Source organism: Bryobacter aggregatus MPL3 (assembly GCF_000702445.1).
Taxonomy (GTDB): domain Bacteria; phylum Acidobacteriota; class Terriglobia; order Bryobacterales; family Bryobacteraceae; genus Bryobacter; species Bryobacter aggregatus.
In genome coordinates this window covers 2,715,888-2,732,610 of sequence record NZ_JNIF01000003.1, presented here as the reverse complement: position 1 = coordinate 2,732,610, position 16,723 = coordinate 2,715,888, and the positions used below count along the sequence as shown (strand labels likewise).

Annotated in this window: 19 protein-coding genes and 1 riboswitch; of the genes, 11 read left to right on the top strand and 8 right to left on the bottom strand. The window is 58.0% G+C overall.

The annotated features are described in order from the left end of the window. Window positions 1–239 precede the first annotated feature (239 nt). The 3 genes from serS to M017_RS0112800 are packed head-to-tail and all read right to left on the bottom strand — an operon-like array spanning window position 240 to window position 3,665. Entirely contained in the window at window positions 240–1,520 is a 1,281-nt protein-coding gene (gene serS / locus M017_RS0112810) for a serine--tRNA ligase (RefSeq protein ID WP_031498397.1), read from the bottom strand. Between the two features lie 18 nt (window positions 1,521–1,538). Further along, entirely contained in the window at window positions 1,539–2,480 is a 942-nt protein-coding gene (locus M017_RS0112805) for a sugar phosphate isomerase/epimerase family protein (RefSeq protein ID WP_031498395.1), read from the bottom strand. Window positions 2,481–2,483: 3 nt separating this feature from the next. Beyond that, entirely contained in the window at window positions 2,484–3,665 is a 1,182-nt protein-coding gene (locus tag M017_RS0112800; RefSeq protein ID WP_031498393.1) for an AI-2E family transporter, read from the bottom strand. 38 nt (window positions 3,666–3,703) lie between these two features. Between M017_RS0112800 and ruvX the strand changes: the two genes are divergently transcribed. The 3 genes from ruvX to M017_RS0112785 are packed head-to-tail and all read left to right on the top strand — an operon-like array spanning window position 3,704 to window position 5,515. Then, a complete protein-coding gene (gene ruvX, locus M017_RS0112795; RefSeq protein WP_031498391.1) occupies window positions 3,704–4,135 on the top strand; it encodes a Holliday junction resolvase RuvX in 432 nt (143 codons plus the stop codon). After that, complete coding sequence (gene mltG, locus M017_RS0112790; RefSeq protein ID WP_031498389.1) at window positions 4,132–5,115, top strand: endolytic transglycosylase MltG; 984 nt, start codon at window positions 4,132–4,134, stop codon at window positions 5,113–5,115. Before ruvX ends, mltG begins: the two co-directional genes overlap by 4 nt. Then, the gene (locus M017_RS0112785) at window positions 5,099–5,515 is read left to right on the top strand and encodes a hypothetical protein (RefSeq protein ID WP_155121388.1); all 417 of its coding nucleotides are present in this window, start codon (window positions 5,099–5,101) and stop codon (window positions 5,513–5,515) included. Before mltG ends, M017_RS0112785 begins: the two co-directional genes overlap by 17 nt. Window positions 5,516–5,567: 52 nt before the next feature. Here M017_RS0112785 and M017_RS0112780 read toward each other — a convergent pair whose 3' ends face one another. Continuing rightward, entirely contained in the window at window positions 5,568–5,882 is a 315-nt protein-coding gene (locus M017_RS0112780) for a hypothetical protein (protein WP_031498385.1), read from the bottom strand. Between the two features lie 66 nt (window positions 5,883–5,948). On the opposite strand from M017_RS0112780, the gene aqpZ reads away from it, so the two are divergent. The 4 genes from aqpZ (at window position 5,949) to M017_RS0112760 (ending at window position 8,316) form a co-directional block, all read left to right on the top strand. After that, window positions 5,949–6,647 carry an aquaporin Z gene (gene aqpZ, locus M017_RS0112775; protein ID WP_031498383.1) on the top strand — a complete coding sequence of 233 codons (699 nt, stop codon included), beginning with the start codon at window positions 5,949–5,951 and terminating at the stop codon, window positions 6,645–6,647. Window positions 6,648–6,655: 8 nt separating this feature from the next. After that, window positions 6,656–7,120: a hypothetical protein gene (locus tag M017_RS0112770; protein WP_031498380.1), complete on the top strand. Its 465-nt coding sequence runs from the start codon at window positions 6,656–6,658 to the stop codon at window positions 7,118–7,120. 101 nt (window positions 7,121–7,221) lie between these two features. Further along, window positions 7,222–7,488 (top strand): hypothetical protein, encoded by a 267-nt coding sequence (locus tag M017_RS0112765; RefSeq protein ID WP_031498378.1) that lies wholly within the window; start codon window positions 7,222–7,224, stop codon window positions 7,486–7,488. A gap of 36 nt (window positions 7,489–7,524) precedes the next feature. Continuing rightward, window positions 7,525–8,316: a PhzF family phenazine biosynthesis protein gene (locus M017_RS0112760; protein WP_031498376.1), complete on the top strand. Its 792-nt coding sequence runs from the start codon at window positions 7,525–7,527 to the stop codon at window positions 8,314–8,316. On the opposite strand, the gene M017_RS0112755 is transcribed toward M017_RS0112760, so the two are convergent. Beyond that, window positions 8,301–8,795, bottom strand: coding sequence for a DinB family protein (locus tag M017_RS0112755; protein ID WP_080507708.1), 495 nt, complete (start codon window positions 8,793–8,795; stop codon window positions 8,301–8,303). The two genes, M017_RS0112760 and M017_RS0112755, sit on opposite strands and share 16 nt — an antisense overlap. A 68-nt stretch (window positions 8,796–8,863) precedes the next feature. On the opposite strand from M017_RS0112755, the gene M017_RS0112750 reads away from it, so the two are divergent. After that, window positions 8,864–9,868, top strand: coding sequence for an alpha/beta hydrolase (locus M017_RS0112750; protein WP_035957790.1), 1,005 nt, complete (start codon window positions 8,864–8,866; stop codon window positions 9,866–9,868). On the opposite strand, the gene acs is transcribed toward M017_RS0112750, so the two are convergent. Continuing rightward, window positions 9,865–11,799: an acetate--CoA ligase gene (gene acs, locus M017_RS0112745; protein WP_031498370.1), complete on the bottom strand. Its 1,935-nt coding sequence runs from the start codon at window positions 11,797–11,799 to the stop codon at window positions 9,865–9,867. The two genes, M017_RS0112750 and acs, sit on opposite strands and share 4 nt — an antisense overlap. Before the next feature lie 52 nt (window positions 11,800–11,851). On the opposite strand from acs, the gene M017_RS0112740 reads away from it, so the two are divergent. Together M017_RS0112740 and thiC are read left to right on the top strand one after the other, a co-directional pair. Continuing rightward, entirely contained in the window at window positions 11,852–13,087 is a 1,236-nt protein-coding gene (locus M017_RS0112740) for a sugar phosphate isomerase/epimerase family protein (RefSeq protein ID WP_031498368.1), read from the top strand. Window positions 13,088–13,102: 15 nt separating this feature from the next. After that, window positions 13,103–13,231: riboswitch (TPP riboswitch) on the top strand. Between the two features lie 51 nt (window positions 13,232–13,282). Beyond that, window positions 13,283–14,866 (top strand): phosphomethylpyrimidine synthase ThiC, encoded by a 1,584-nt coding sequence (gene thiC, locus M017_RS0112735; RefSeq protein WP_051669998.1) that lies wholly within the window; start codon window positions 13,283–13,285, stop codon window positions 14,864–14,866. Here thiC and M017_RS0112730 read toward each other — a convergent pair. Continuing rightward, a complete protein-coding gene (locus tag M017_RS0112730) occupies window positions 14,863–15,513 on the bottom strand; it encodes a hypothetical protein (RefSeq protein WP_031498366.1) in 651 nt (216 codons plus the stop codon). The genes thiC and M017_RS0112730 overlap by 4 nt on opposite strands. A 2-nt stretch (window positions 15,514–15,515) precedes the next feature. After that, window positions 15,516–15,908 (bottom strand): (R)-mandelonitrile lyase, encoded by a 393-nt coding sequence (locus M017_RS0112725; protein ID WP_031498365.1) that lies wholly within the window; start codon window positions 15,906–15,908, stop codon window positions 15,516–15,518. Window positions 15,909–16,133: 225 nt separating this feature from the next. On the opposite strand from M017_RS0112725, the gene M017_RS0112715 reads away from it, so the two are divergent. Continuing rightward, the gene (locus tag M017_RS0112715; protein WP_031498364.1) at window positions 16,134–16,709 is read left to right on the top strand and encodes an ANTAR domain-containing protein; all 576 of its coding nucleotides are present in this window, start codon (window positions 16,134–16,136) and stop codon (window positions 16,707–16,709) included. The last annotated feature ends 14 nt before the right edge of the window (window positions 16,710–16,723 follow it).

Genomic DNA, 16,723 nt, shown 5'->3' with positions numbered 1-16,723 from the left:
GACTCCTGATTTTGAGTGGAGGAGGAAAAAACAAATCAAAGATCTTACCGAGAGAGACGGAGGGATTCGACTTGCTTTTCGTTCCCCTTTCCCTGCTTTACCCACTAGTAAGTGGGAAGTTTAGAGGATCTTAGCACAACAGCATGAAAATCTCGCGGGGTGGATTTGCATTCTGCTCAAAAAAAAATGGCGCACTCTCCAAAGAGTGCGCCGGGGATGACAGGAAAAGCTCGAGTTAGTTAACTCAAGAGGCTATTCTTCGTGATGACTTCAGCATTCAAATAAGGCCGAAGCTGTTCGGGGACGAGAATCGAGCCGTCTTTCTGTTGATAGTTTTCGACAATCGCAACCCAGGTGCGGCCGATCGCCAAACCGCTCCCGTTCAAGGTGTGCACGAACTCATTCTTCTTTGCCCCACGAAAGCGGATGCCCGCCCGGCGTGCCTGGAAGGATTCGTAGTTCGAGCAGCTCGAGATTTCCTTATATGCGTTTTGACCCGGAAGCCAAACTTCAATATCAAAAGTCTTCGCGCTGCCAAAGCCCATGTCACCGGTGCAAAGTTCCATCGTGCGGAAGGGGAGACCGAGCTTGCGCAGAATCGTCTCGGCGTCGTTGGTTAAGGAATCCAGTTCTGCGTAGCTGTGATCGGGATGCGCGAACTTGACGAGCTCCACTTTCTGGAACTGATGCTGGCGGATGATGCCGCGGACGTCGCGACCGTGGGAACCGGCTTCGCTGCGGAAGCACGAAGTGTAGGAGCAAAACTTGATCGGGAGTTTTTCTGCATCGACGGTTTCGTCCCGCAGCAGGTTGGTGACGGGAACTTCGGCGGTGGGAGCCAGCCAGTAGTCGGTATCTTCGCACTTGAAGAGGTCTTCGGCAAATTTGGGTAGCTGGCCAGTGCCATACAGGCTTTCGCTGTTGACGAGGTAGGGCGGGAGCGTTTCCGTGTAACCGTGCTCGGCGGTGTGGGTGTCGAGCATGAAATTCATGAGCGCCCGTTCCAGACGAGCTCCGAGACCAAAATAGACGGCAAAACGAGCCCCGGTGATTTTGGCGGCGCGCTCGAAATCGAGAATGCCGAGATCGACCCCCAGGTCCCAGTGCGGCTTCGGCTCGAAATCGAAGGTCCGCGGTGTCCCCTCGCGCCGGATTTCAACGTTGTCCTCAGCGCTATGCCCCTTGGGAACGCTCTCGTGCGGCAGGTTGGGGATACCCTTCAGGAGGTCGCGAAACTCGACATCGAGTTGCTCCGAACTACTTTCGAGTTCCGCAATGCGATCGCCCATGGTGCGCACGCTCGCCTGCAAGTCTGTGGTGTCTTCGCCCGCTTTTTTCCGGGCGCCGATGTCCTTAGACCGATCATTGCGTTCCGCCTTGAGGCGCTCCACTTCCGTGAGTGCCTCGCGGCGGCGGGCGTCAATGGCGCGGAACGCGTCCTGGTCCAATTGGAAGCCCCGGCTGGCCAAACGCTCGGCGGTCTGCTCGAGGTGGGTCCGGAACAATTGCAAGTCGTGCATCGCCTACCAGTTTAAGGGTTAGGTGGCAGCCGGGAAGTAACCCTTGATCTCTTTCATGCAGAGATTTGCTTTTTCGATGAGGGTGCCGTCGAAAACATGAGTCTCGAGACCGATGCAGCCCTTGTAGCCGTCCTTGTTCAGTTGCTTGATGATGGCGGTCCAATCGATCTTGCGCGGACCGAGGACATTGGCCGCCTTCATTTGCACATTTCCCAGCTTCTTCAGCGGCAGCAAATGATAACCATCGGGCCAGACTTTCTCGCCGAAGGCCCAGCAATTGTCCGGATCCCAATTCATGCCGAGAGCCTTGGAGTTCACCTTCAAGGTCATGTCGGCCAGTTCCTTACTGGTGGCGACGTTGCAGCTCGATTCATTCTCAAGCAGCAGAGTGACACCGCCTTTTTCGGCAACTCGGGCGTATTCGCCCAATTCATTTGCGAGGCGGTCCCAGATCTGCGCCGGCTCCGCGGTGCGGAGATAGGCAAAGACACGCAGTTGCGAGACTTCAAGAATATGCGCGGCGCGGATGGCCAGTTCGAGATCCTTCATCCGGGCGGCATACTGCGCGTCCTGACGCGCTTCGCGGGCCGTCTTGGCCTCTGGGCTTTCTGGCTTGGACAGCTTCAATTCCGTACCGGGGAGCCCGAACTTCAAGAGGCCTGTGTTGAGGAAGCTTACTTTTAGATCAGCAGCCTTCAGGTCGGCATGGACCTTTTTGAGACGGTCAGAGTCCATGCGGAAGTAGGTTTCGTTCTTGCGGGACTTGTCCTGGGCACGAGGAGTGTCACGCAGCTCCACCCACTTGAGCCCGTACTGCTTGGCAAAAGCAATTGCGTCGCCTTCACTTCCAGCCACTTCGTCGGTCAGTACTGCGAAGCGTGACCAGTCGAGCCCCTTTGCCTGCAATTCGAGAGAGCTGCCGAGCGCGCCCAGCGTCCAGAGTACTTCACGACGATTCATTGTCTAATCTCCTAATAATTTTCCGTATGGCTTCCAAGCGGCCACGTTATCACAAACAGCTTTGATGCCCGCCACAATCGGCACCGCGAGGACAAGGCCAATGCCCCCCCAGATCAAGCCCCAAAACATCAGCGCAACCGTAACCGCCAACGGATTGAGGTGTACCCTTGCGCCCACGATTTTGGGATAGAGCAGATTCAGGGCAAACAGATGGAGCGTGCCGACGACGCTCGCAATGATCAGATAGGCTCCCAGCTTGGTGAAAAAAGGCAAAGCGGAGAGAAACGGGGGCAATAAAGCGAGAGGCAAGCCAATATAGGGCACGAGGCTGAGGAATCCGCTCAGCGGGCCCACCAGCAAAGGATAGGGGATGCTGATGAAGATAAAAAAGATCGTACTCAGCACCGCAAGGATCACCCCGAGCACGAAGTTGCCAGCCATGTAGGCGCGCGCCATCACCGCAACGCTCTCCATGCTGCGAGAGGCAACAACGCGGTCTGGACCGTCGAACAAACTGAGGAAGGCCCGCTGCATGTGGTCGCTCCAACTCAGCATGAAATAGACGAGGAACGGCACGAAACTGGCCATGAGCGTCACGCTATAAATGGTTTCGAGACGCGAATAGACGAAAGTCAGCAGGGGAGACTGCTCCGGCTGGACGCGGACCTCCACTACCGGCGGCGGGGCATTCGGATCGGTGAGCGGCAGCGGAGCTTTGGCTTTCTTCGTCTTCTTTGCCAGCTCCGGCGGCAGCGCGGGCTCCTGGAGACGCTTCGGCATAAACTGAGCGATGCCCTTTTCTACTTCCCGCACACGCTCGGCACCACCCTCAATCAGTTCTCCGATCTTCTGGCTATAGCCGGGAAGGTCATCGATCAGGCCACTGGCCTGGGTGACCAGCCCAACCCCGACCAGGTAGACCAAAAGCACAAAAATGGTACAGACGACAAAGCTGGCCAAGGCGCGCGGGAGCCTCATTCTCATGAACCAGAGCACAAAGGGTTGGAGGATGAAGGTGATGATGATGGCGCTGATGAGGGTGACAAAAAAGGCGCGGCCGTAGTACAGCATGGCGATCGCGCAGGCAATGGCGATCAGCTTGACTGGGAAACTCGTCGGGGCTGGCCCACGCGAGGAGACCGGTAAGGACTCAACCGGGTCGCTAATTGGAACGGTAACTGACACTCCCTGGCTCGTTATTCCATACTAGAGGAGTCCCTCTGATGGCTCAACTGACCGGCCGCATTCTCGGCCTCGATTTCGGCAAGCGGCGCATTGGACTCGCAATTTCCGACGCGCTCGGATACACTGCGCAGCCCCTTGGAACCTATTCCCGCGTGCGGGTTCGCGAGGATATCGGTTATCTGGCGCAGTTGGCAGAGGAGCGAGGCGTGACGCTCTTCGTATTTGGTGATCCCAAGTACATGTCGGGCGATCAATCGCGGCAGTCGGCCACGATGAAAGAGTTCGCCGAGCGGCTGGGACAGGCCACAAAGATTCCAATTGTTTTCTGGGACGAACGGTTGACGTCCTCGCAGGCCCACCGATTGCTCGATGAGGATGGACTCAGTAGGGAGCAGCGCAAGGGGAAAGTGGATCAGATTGCAGCCGCATTGATCCTGGAAGGCTACATGCATTCGCTGGAGCAGGAATGAGAAAACTGGCTCTTGGAGTTGGCGTGCTGGTTTTGCTGGGAATCGCACTGCTGGTGGCCGTGATGCAGCAAACCACAGGTCCGCTGGATCACGATGTATTTGTCGAAATTCCCCGTGGCGCGTCGACGATGCGCATTGGAGAGCTGCTGGAAAACGCAGGATTGCTGCGCAGCCGGTTGCAGGCCGGCATCTGGAAGTTGCTGCATCCGGGCGCGAAGCTGCAGGCCGGCGAATATCTGTTTCGCAAGGAGACCAGTGCGAATGCGATCTTCGGGAAGATCGCACGGGGAGAGATCTATTATTTTGAGCTGACGATTCCCGAAGGCTCTTCGATTTTTGATATCGGCAGGATTGTCGAAGATCAGAAATTGCTCCCAGCGGAGGAGTTTGTGCAGGCGGCCCGGGATCCGGCGCTGATCCGGGACCTGGATCCGGCAGCACCCAGCCTCGAAGGCTATCTCTACCCCTCCACGTACCGCTTGCCGCACAAGGTCACGGCGCAGATGCTTTGCCTGCGCTTGACGCGCCAGTTCCGGGAGGTCTGGAAATCACTTGGGACAGACAGGGCACCGCACGAGGTTGTCACCTTGGCCAGCCTGGTGGAAAAAGAGTCGGCACAAGCGGATGAGCGTCCGTTGATTGCCGGCCTGTTTACGAACCGCCTGAAGCGCGGCATGAAACTCGAATGCGACCCGACGGTGATCTATGCGGCGCAGCTCGATGGGCGCTATCGGGGCACGATCTACAAGAGCGATCTCGCCAATGATAGCCGGTACAATACATACCGGCATAGCGGGCTGCCTCCTGGCCCGATCGCCAATCCCGGACGGCAGTCCTTACTCGCCACACTGCAACCCGCACCAACCGAGGCGATCTTTTTTGTCGCCGAAGCCGGGGCCACCGGCCGCCATGTCTTCTCCGGTACGCTTGCGGAACATAACCGCGCGGTGGAGGCTTATCGCCGTGGGCAAAAACGTTAAGGCGCGCCTGAGGCAATGGCTCGTGGGGATGGAAGAGGTGAGCCCTGCACAGTTCGCCGCATGGCTCAAGGAAACCGATGCCAGCCCGGCCTATCTTCGGAATCTGCTGCGGCAGAGTTCCGTAAGATTGCATCCGCTCGTCGAGGGCGTGCGGCAAGACAGCCCGCACCAGTTGGAACGGACCTTAAGCAAGTTAGCCAGATTGTATGCCTTGGAGCCTGCAGCAGCGCGAGCTTGCGTTCTCGAATCGAAAGCACACACCCGGCTGGCGAAGCTACGCCAGCCCAATGATCCCTGGAAGACAGAGGTGCTCCTGCATCTCAATACCTGGCTCGAGAATCCGACGATCTATCCGGAGTGGGCACAGTTGCGGAAAAACGAAGAAGCGCGCCAGCGGTAGTACCGCGTGCGCGCTAGAAAAGTAGGATTGGCGCGATGAGAGGCGCCAGGAACTACAGGACTTCGACTTTTTCGACCTTGATCAGATCCCCATCGAGCTTGCCGGTTACCTTGCCCTTGAGGTCTTTGTCTTTGCTGCTTGCCTTCAGCGCAGCCAGTGCTTTTGCGTTGCCAGCTTCATCGAACTTCACAAACTTGCCATCGCTCAGAACGATGCCCAGTCCGCTCTTGGAGCAGCCTTCGAGGCACTGCTTGGTGTGGCTGGCAAGGTCCTTCGATTTGCAGGAAGTATCGACAATGGTGCCGGTCCAGGATTCAGCGAACGCGGCAGCGCTCAGGATCAAACTTACGCTCAAAAACTTCTTCATATTGGGATGAAACCTCTCAGAAACAGAGTATACTCCCAAACGTCTATGGATGAAAGGTCGTGATGGATGTCTGCTCCATTGTCAAAACGATGTGCCGCTGAGTTCTTTGGAACCTTCTGGCTTACCTTCGGAGGTTGCGGCTCTGCGGTGCTTGCCGCAGCATTTCCGAGTCTGGGAATTGGCTTTGCCGGAGTCGCTCTTGCCTTCGGTCTAACGGTTGTCACAATGGCTTTCGCCATTGGACACATCTCCGGCTGTCATTTGAATCCTGCCGTGTCTTTGGGGTTAGTGGTAGGAAAGAGATTTCCGTCGGGAGAGATTTTGCCCTACTGGGCTTCGCAAGTACTAGGAGCCATCGCAGGCGCCGGAATCCTCTATCTGATTGCCAGCGGAAAAGAAGGCTTCAGCCTAGCCGGCGGGTTTGCGTCGAATGGGTACGCGGAACACTCCCCGGGAGGTTATTCACTGGGCTCCGCACTGGTTGCCGAGATTGTCCTGACGATGTTCTTCCTGATTGTGATTCTCGGGTCGACGTCTAAGAAGGCGGCGGCTGGATTTGCGCCGTTGGCCATCGGCTTGTGTCTGACCCTGATTCACTTGATCGGAATTCCAGTTACGAATCTTTCAGTGAATCCGGCTCGGTCCACAGGACCGGCGATCTTTGTGGGTGGGTGGGCGTTAGCGCAACTCTGGTTGTTCTGGGTGGCTCCGCTGATTGGCGCCGGGCTCGGCGGCATCATTTATAACTGGCTCGATAGCGAGTAAGTCTGCCCATGGCGAAGAAAGCTGACTTCAATGCAGAGGAATGGGATCAACTGCGGGAACTTCCATCAATCGCCGGGCTGATGGTGGTGGCCGCAAGCCCGAGCGGCCCGATCGGATTAGTACAGGAATCGTCCGCTGCCGCGACGCGGACTCACAAGGTGCTCGATCATGCCCAGACGGAATTGCTGCAGGCACTTGCTGAAGACCTCAAAGGTAGCCTGCACATGCCGCGGCTTGAGGCCCAGACCTCCGACGAAATCCGATCGCGCGGCTTGGCGGCCTGCCGTGCGGTGGCCACCATTTTACGCAAGGTGAGCCCTGAAGAGGCCGAGGAGTACAAGGGCTGGGTGATGGAACTGGCCCATGGCGTGGCCGAGGCAGCGAAAGAGGGTGGGTTTCTCGGATTTGGGGGCACGCCGGTAACTCCTGAAGAATCAGTAGCCATCGATCAGATTGCGGTGGCGCTTCGCTGATTTTGCAACCCCAACTTGCCAGTTGCGCGTCTGATCCGTATACTCAATTTTCACGCGTAGTTTTCTGACTGCGTAGATGACAAAGACGAAGAGTTTCCTCCATGCTGTTTACGGACCAAACCGATCCTCTCGCACCCCAAAGGGAAGCAGCGATGTTTTACGGTCTCTTCCTGCGAGGCCATGCAGCCGACGATCTGCGGCGAGACATTGATGTTCCCAAAGTGACTCTCGAAAAATGGCTGGGCACACAGAAGTATGCCGAGAACTTTCGAAATAACCTGAAGCGGGTGTATACCTACCGCAAGCAGGTGCTCGCCATCTTCGATGAGTTAGTCATGAACGAACGCAACCGCCAGCGGATTCACTAGAGCCGCTGCCGCAGAGACTGCGCGATAACATGAGACATGGTTCTCACCGCCTATGTTGTCGATGCATTCACCGATCAGCTTTTTCAGGGGAACCCCGCCGCCGTCGTCCCTCTTGAAGGCTGGCTTCCCGATCCATTGCTGCAATCGATCGCAGCCGAGCATAACTTAGCGGAGACAGTCTATTTCCTCTCCGAAGGAGATCGGTACCAGATTCGCTGGTTTACGCCGAAATCGGAAGTTGACCTTTGTGGACATGCGACGCTTGCTTCTGCCTTTGTGCTCAAGACGCTATTGCGGCCGGAGTTGACGCAGGTTGTTTTTGAATCGAAATCAGGGCCGTTGGGGGTGACGATTTCCGGGGATCTTTACACGCTCGACTTCCCTTCCCGGCCACCTGCGCCAGTGCTTGCCGATGAACATCTTCTGGCAGGGTTGCAGCTTCCCCCACAAGAAGTTCTGGCTTCCCGTGATTATTTTGCGGTCTATCGCAGTGAAGACGAGATCCGCCGCCTGCAGCCGGACATGCTGGAACTGAGCCGCATCAAGCGATTCGCAGTGATCGCCACCGCGCCCTCCGAGCAGCCGGGGATCGATTTCGTTTCGCGATTCTTTGCACCCGCACAAGGGGTTCCCGAGGACCCGGTGACCGGATCGGCTCACTCGACGCTGATTCCTTATTGGGCGGCTCGCTTGGGAAAGAGCCGCTTGCGGGCCAAGCAAATCAGCGAGCGCGGCGGCGAGCTCGAGTGCGAATTGGCCGGCGACCGGGTGAAGATCGGCGGCCGCGCGGTGCTCTATTCGAAGAACGAAATCTATATTCCCGGATAAAGAATCAGGTCGGTGCCGATCGTTTCTCCGCCAGTCTGCTTCACAAGCATCATCAACTGACCGCGATGATAGCTGGCGTGGTTGACGACGTGGAGCAGAATCTTATCGATACGCTCGGTGCGGTCTTCGCCCATAAAACTACGCCAGAAGAGTGTTCCGGCCAACCTTGCATCGTCCTGCGCGCGAAGCCAGGCAGCAAAGTTGGCGAGAAGGGTGGGCCATTCGGCCTTGAGCTTTGCGAAATCGAAGACTTCGCCTTCCTGCTTCGCCGGATAATGTGATTCCCCCAGACAGCGGTGATACCAGGCGCGATCGGCCTGGAAGAGGTGCGTCATGGTGCCAAGAATGCCACCGAAGCTGCTGTGGCGATCCTCTGCGATCCGCTCAGGAGGTAGCTTCGCGATGGCTTCCAAAACTCGCAGCGTGGCCCAACGGGAGTAGTCCAGATGGCAGGCAAGCAATTCTTTTTCAATTCGCAAGTTTGTCTCCTTGGGGCCACAGGAGTGGCGTGAAACGGACTCAGTTCACAATTAATCCTATTGGTAGCATGACCCTAACCAAAGCTCCCATCCTCGACCCGGACGTGCGCGTCTTTGTCCAGAAACTGGCTGCCAGCCAGGCACCGCCGATCTACATGCATTCCTATGAAGCGGCGCGCCAAATTCTGGAAGATCTACAGGCAAAGCCACCCAGAACCCGGGCGGTGGCGCGTGTCGATCATGACCTTCCTGTGGGGCCAGGGGGCAAGACGCGAGTGCGCATTTTCCGTCCGGTGGATATCGTGGCGCTTCTGCCGACGGTGATTTACTTTCACGGCGGGGGTTGGGTGATGGGAAGCGCACACACACATGACCATTTGATGGAGGATCTGAGCGAGGAGACGAATGCGGCTGTGGTGTTTGTGGAATATACGCGGTCGCCCGAATCCCAGTTTCCGGGCCCGGTCGAGCAGGCTTATGCGGTGACCAAGTATCTGGCCGAGCATGGCCGCGAGCTGGATCTCTCCCAAGACCGGATCGCCGTGGCGGGGGACAGTGCGGGAGCGAATCTGGCAGCGGTGGTGGCGATTCTGGCCAAAGAGCGGGGCGGACCAAAGATTGCCCAACAGACCCTGTTTTATCCGGTGACCGACGCCAGCATGTCGAGCGAGTCATATCATGAGTTTGCCGAGGGTCCGTGGCTGCAGGCGGCGGGGATGCGTTGGTTTTGGGATGCCTATGCGCCGCGCGAATCCGACCGCCACAGCTATATGGCCTCGCCCTTGCTCGCTTCGCCCAGCCAACTGGAAAAACTTCCGGTGGCGACGATCCTCACCGCTGAAAACGACGTGCTCCGCGATGAAGGCGAAGCTTATGCCCGGAAGATGATGGAGGCAGGCGTGAGAGTGACCGGCGCACGCATGCTCGGGACCATCCATGACTTTGTGATGCTGAACGAACTGAGAGGAAGCGCTCCGACGCAAATGGCCATCGCAATCGCTTCCTCTCATCTCCGCACTGCCCTCGGCAATGAAGCCGATCTGATGGGCAAGCATGTCAAACGCTTTATCTAGCTTTCGTCGTCCTGCTGGGCGGCCAGTTTGGTGATGACGCTAAGGTCTTCGAGGGTGGTGACATCACCGGCTACGGTGTTGTTGGTGACCAGTTCGCGCAGGAGGCGGCGCATGATTTTGCCACTGCGGGTCTTGGGGAGCGCTTCGCTGAAGCGAATCTCTTCGGGACGGGCAAAGGCTCCGATTTCGTGGGCAATCCATTGCCGGAGTTCTTTTGACAGAACATCGTGGTCGTATTCGCCCTTCTTCAATGTGATGAAGCAGCAGACCGCCTGGCCTGTGATTTCGTGTGGCTTCCCCACGACAGCGGCTTCGGCGACGGCCGGATGACGGACGAGCGCGCTTTCCACTTCCATGGTGCTGAGGCGATGGCCAGAGACGTTCAGAACGTCATCGACGCGGCCGAGAACCCAGAAGTAGCCATCCTCATCGCGACGCGCGGCGTCGCCTGTGAAGTACTTGCCGGGCACACGGCTCCAATACTGGTCTTCAAAGCGCTTCGGATCGCCCCAGATCGTGCGCACCATACTTGGCCAGGGCCGGCTGACGATGAGATAGCCTTCTTCATTGGGACCGACGGGCTTGCCATCGAGATTGACCACTTCGGCCATGACACCAGGGATGGGCAAAGTGCCGCTGCCGGGTTTCAAGGGGACCGCGCCAGGCATCGGAGCAATCAGCATCGCACCGGTTTCGGTTTGCCACCAGGTATCGACAATCGGGCAACGTTCCTTGCCAATGACCTTATAGAACCATTCCCAGGCAGCAGGATTGATCGGCTCGCCAACGCTGCCGAGCAGGCGCAGCGAGGATAGATTGTGCGCGTTGGGCAAGTGGTCGCCCTGGCGAATCAGGGCGCGAATCGCGGTGGGTGAGGTGTAGAGAATCGAGACCTTATACTTTTCGACGATGGCCCACCAGCGGTCGAAGCCAGGGGTGTCGGGCGAGCCTTCATAGATCACCTGGGTGGCGCCGAGAGCCATCGGACCGTAGGTGACATAGCTGTGGCCGGTGACCCAGCCGATGTCGGCGGTGCACCAGTAGACGTCGTTCTTCTTGAGGTCAAAGACCCACTCGACGGTCATCGCACATTGCAGCAGATAGCCGCCGGTGGTGTGGAGGATGCCCTTCGGCTTGCCGGTGGTGCCCGAAGTATAGAGAACAAAGAGTGGATGTTCGCTATCGAGCGGGACGGCGGGGCAATGCTCGCTCTGTCCGGCTTCGACGGCCTGCCAGTAGTGGTCGCGGCCGTGGACCATGGGGACAGGAGTCTTGGTGCGCTCGCAAACAACAACGCTGGTGACCGAGGGGCAATCAGCGAGCGCTTCGTCGACGGCAGGCTTCAGTTTGACTTCCTTGCCTTTGCGCCAGCCACCGTCGGCGGTGATGACGAGTTTGGCGCCGAGGTCCTGGATGCGGGCTTTCAGCGCTTCTGCCGAAAAGCCGCCGAAAACGACGCTGTGCGTGATGCCGAGACGGGCGCAGGCGAGCATCGCGATTACGGCCTCGGGAATCATCGGCATGTAGATGATGGCGCGGTCGCCGGTTTCGATGCCGAGGCGCAGCAGTCCATTGGCAAAGCGCGAGACATCTTTGAGCAGTTCACTGTAGGTGATGCGGCGGGAATCGCCCGGCTCGCCTTCGAACAAGAGCGCGACTTTGTCGCCATTGCCTTCGCCAACGTGACGATCGACACAGTTGTAGCAGGCGTTCAGCTTGCCGCCAACGAACCATTTGACGAAGGGGGGCTCCCATTCGAAGACATGGGAGAAGGGCTCCATCCAGTGCAACTTCTCTTTTGCCAATTCGCCCCAAAACTCTTCGGGCTTGTCGGCGGCCTTCTGGTACAGCGCACGATAGGCTTCCATTCCGGAGACGTTTGCCTGTTTCACAAAGTCTGCGGAGGGCGGATAAATATTGGCTTGGCTCATGGCAAAACGTCAATTCTATCAACCTAGCGTGGCGCAGGATAAACTAATCGCGATGCCATTGAACCCTGAACAGCAGCGCGCCCTGGTTAGCCGGCTGACAGCCGCTTGTGGCGGCGCCTATACGCCCGAACAACGACGCAAACATTTCATCACCGGACCGCAGTGGGCAGCCGCCTATGACGGCAACGCGATCTTTCATGCCCCGACGCGGAAGCCGGTCCATTTCGAGACCGTCATCGAGAAGTTCGCCGAGATTGGCATAGGATATTGGACGACGCATGACACCGACGTTCTGCCTTACGATGCCCTGGGCAACGCGAAGCAGGATGAGATTATCGGCCAGATTGGGGCGGCGCTCAAGAAGCATGGCCTGAAGTGCTCGATGGTGACCACCGAGACCTTCCACAATGCCGTGTTTGCCGGGGGACCGGCAGGCGAGCAGCCCGAGGTTCGCAATTACGCGAAGTGGCGTCTCGAGAATACAGTGGGAATCGGCCATGAGCTGGGCGCCTCCTATGTTGTCTATTGGCCTGGTTCACTGGGCTACCAGTTTCAGGGCATTGTCGATGAAGTGCAGAGCCTGAAGTGGTTTGCCGAAGGCATCAATGCAGCTTGCGAGGCGGACATCGCGATTGCGGCCAAGAAGGGCCAGCCGACGATGAAGCATTGCATGGAAGCCAAGCCGTTTGAGCCGCAGGCCGAGATTCTGCTGCCGACTTCGGACGCGATGCTGGCCTGGATTTTCTCCGGGCAACTGACGCATCCGGAGATGGTGGGCTTAAACCCCGAGTATCTGCATGAACTGATGTGGGGCGGCGCGGTGCGCTCGTCTCTCGCTCGCGCGCTGCTGTGCGGCAAGCTGTTCCACTTCGATATCAACGACGGCTATCGTCTGAAGCATGACGTCGATATTGCCGTGGGTTTGGTGAATCCGCTCGATTGGCTCAATGTGTTGGTTCTGCTGCGGACCTATGATTACAACGGCCCGTTCAACCTCGATTTCAAGCCGCCGCGCACGACTTCGAACGACGGGGTGTTCGACATTTCATTCCCGACCGCGGTCGATCGCTTCATCACCCTTTGGGAGATGGCGGGCGAAGTGATGACGGACCCGATTCTGTCCGAGGCATCGAAGGCGCTGAAGGAAGGCGCGGGCGTGGCCGCCGGAGCGGATGCGAACGCCATCTTTGAAGCGAACAAGGAGCTGTGGAGCCTGCACGAACTGATGGCGCACCGGCTGTTCCAGATCCTGGTGGGACAGCACAAGGGACGCATCTTCAGCAGCTAGATCGCGCTACACTCAGAGTCAGCCAAGGGGCGTCCCTCCCGGCGTAAGCCGACACGGACTGAGACACTCGAATACACCAGGAAGAGAGTCCCTTAGAACCTGATCCGGGTCATGCCGGCGTAGGGATTGGCGGCACTGGCCTCTTGTCTATCTGCGCCTCATTTCCTTGATCGGAATGATTTAGGAGGGTTGCGCATGTCGACTACACTCAGCACTTTCAGCTATCCGAATTCGGAAAAGATTCACTTGTCCGGGCTGGTTCATCCCAGCCTTCGGATCGCGATGCGTGAGGTTTCCCTCAACGCTTCTGCGAAAGAGTCACCCCTTAAGATTTATGACACCTCGGGCCCGTGGTCTGATCCGAACTATGACCCGAATCAGGAACTGCCGAAGCTTCGCCAGCTCTGGATCGATGCGCGGCAGCCGATCAACGGCGCTGTGACGCAGATGGCTTATGCCCGGGCCGGCGTGATCACGCCGGAGATGGAATATATCGCGATTCGGGAATCGCTGGGACGTCCGAACTCGATCACTCCTGAGTTTGTGCGCAGCGAAGTGGCTGAAGGCCGCGCCATCATCCCCGCCAACATCAAGCATCCCGAGAGCGAGCCGATGATCATCGGCCGCAATTTCCTGACCAAGATCAACTCGAATATCGGCAACTCGATTGTCACCTCTTCGATCGACGAAGAAGTGGAGAAGCTGCTGTGGAGCATCCGCTGGGGCGCCGACACCGTGATGGACCTGTCGACCGGCGAGGACATTCATGAAACGCGCGAGGCGATCATGCGCCGCAGCCCGGTGCCGATTGGCACGGTGCCGATCTATCAGGCGCTTGAGAAGGTGAATGGCCGCGCAGAGAATCTGACCTATGCGATCTATCGCGAGACGCTGGTGGAGCAGTGCGAGCAGGGCGTCGATTACTTTACGATCCATGCCGGCGTGCGTCTGCGCTATATCCAGTTGACCGCTGGCCGGACGACGGGCATTGTGTCCCGCGGCGGCGCGATCATGGCGAAGTGGTGCCTGCACCATCACAAGGAAAACTTCCTCTACGAGAACTTCGAGGACATCTGCGAGCTGTTGCGCAAGTATGACGTGTCGTTCTCGCTGGGCGATGGCTTGCGTCCCGGTTCGATTGCCGATGCGAACGATGCGGCGCAGTTTGCCGAACTCGAAACGCTTGGCGAGCTGACGACGATCGCCCAGAAGCGCGATTGCCAGGTGATGATCGAAGGCCCCGGCCATGTGCCGATGCACAAGATCAAGGTGAACGTCGAGAAGCAACGCGAGCTTTGCAACGACGCTCCGTTCTATACCCTGGGACCGCTGACCACCGACATCGCGCCCGGCTATGACCACATCACCTCAGCCATTGGCGCGGCGATGATCGGCTGGTATGGCACGGCGATGCTTTGCTATGTGACGCCGAAGGAGCATCTGGGATTGCCGAATCGCGAGGACGTGAAGCAGGGCGTGATCGCTTATAAGATCGCCGCCCATGCTTCGGACTTGGCCAAGGGGCATCCGGCAGCGCAGTTGCGCGACGATGCGCTCTCCCGCGCCCGCTACACCTTCCGTTGGGAAGACCAGTTCAACCTGTCGCTCGACCCTGAGACGGCGAAGGCGTATCACGATGAGACGCTGCCGGCCGATGGAGCCAAGTCAGCGCACTTCTGCTCGATGTGCGGACCAAAGTTCTGCTCGATGGAGCTGACGCAGCAGTTGCCGGGCAGCGAAGCGGAAGCCCCGAAAGAGCAACTCGTCACTCTCGGCTAGGGAGTGCGGGGCGGCGGCTTGCAGGCATCCTGAAAGGGTGTCGGGTCGTAGCTCGGATGTAAGGCTAAGGCGAGCCACTCGTAACAATAGGCGTTGCGAGTGGCGACGTCGAAGCCAAGTTTCTTTCCTTCATGCGGGACGATGCAGATGGGACTATCGCCGGTGCCCGGGTGGCCGGGAGCGCGGAAGACGGTGTGCGCGCGTTCGTGGATGAGGGTGCAGGCCTGATCGATTTCCTTCAGATCGAGATAGATCTTGGTGAAGTGAACGGTGGGGTCGTTGAAGTTGTTGGTGACCCAGGCGGCAAGGATCGGATTGGGGCGCTCTTCGAATTGCTTGGCGAAGAACTGATCGAAACTGTTGCGGAGCTTCTGCAGATTGGCCCGCAATTGTGTCAGGCGCAGTTCGTCCACTTTGTCTTCCGGCTGCAGGTCCGCATTGCAGAGGATGCCAAAGATGTTGCGCAGGGCAGTGCGCGTCTTGTCCACCTGGCGTTGGGCCGCAGAACCGAGCGTGCGCTTGCTCATTTCCGCAATGTGCGGGTTGGTGTAGAGGAGTGCGCGGTCAAGCATCGACTTCGCCTCCGGGATATTGGTGTCTCGAATCAGTTCAAGGAATTCGCCATTGAATCCTAAATACTCTTCCATAACTATCCTCCATAGTCATCGTCCGTAACGAGTTCCAGCCAATCGGCGCCGCTGCCGCCGATGAGCGGTTGTACTGCCAGATGTTGCATTGCACAGTCCGGCGCTGCGCCATGCCAGTGCTTTTCCCCGGCCGCGATGACGACAGTGTCTCCAGCACTGATCGCCCGCACGGGCTCTCCCTCTTTCTGGATGAGTCCTCTTCCAGAACTTACGTAGAGGATTTGCCCACCGGGATGCGTGTGCCAGGCCGTTCTTGCTCCTGGCGAGAAACTCACGCGCACCATCTGCACATCCATGAGTGGAGTTTGCGCTAAAGGCTCCAACCAGACTTCGCCGGTGAAGTAATTGTCAGGCCCGCGTTTGGCCGTTCTTGTCGCCGCAGTGCAGAATTCCACATCGCCAGTATGTCAGATTGTGAATCATTCAATAGTTGATCGAAATAGTATAGATATCTCTTGACCATGCTCGCAAATCATTATATTCTCAATCAAGACACTAGAGATGAGAAAAGCTACCTTGACCCCGAATTGGAAAGTGGATCTCGCAAAACTGATTGGAGCCACCCTCTGGCTCGTCATCACGGTTCTGACCTTGCACCAGCTCTCACTGAGGGGACACTAATGCAGATTGCAGCGGATATTCTCTATCGTGTGAGCAAGTTGCTTGCGCACAGCGCCCTGTTGGAAGAGGCTTTACAGCAGGCGGCGGCCTTAGTGGGTGAGGGAGCCCAGCTCGATCAAGTACGGATCTCGATTGCCGACCCGCAGCGCGGCACGATCAGTACAGGACTCTACCAATCCCCGACGCCAGAGGCCCGGCAGGGTGTGGTGCTCAATCGGGAGTTGCGTGTGGGGCACCAGCGGTTTGGAAATCTGGAACTGGCGTCCAGTAAGCCGGCATTGCGTGCCGTGGAGCTCTTTGAGCTGACCAGTACACTCGAAGGCATTCTGCTGAACTACGCCGTGCTGCTTTCCCGCGCGGCACAGCATCGCCGGCTCCGCGCTTCGCTCCGGATGATGGAAGACGATATTCGGGCCCGGAAGCTGGAGACGCGAGCGCAAAGTCTGCTCGCCAACCGGCTGGGCTATACACAGGCGCAAGCGGCCGCCTGGCTCGAAGAGGAAAGCCGCAAGCAGCGCGTACCCGCGTATGTCGCTGCCGAACGGTTGATTGCCCGCACTCACCGCGCCGCTTAAAAGAAAGGACTGAG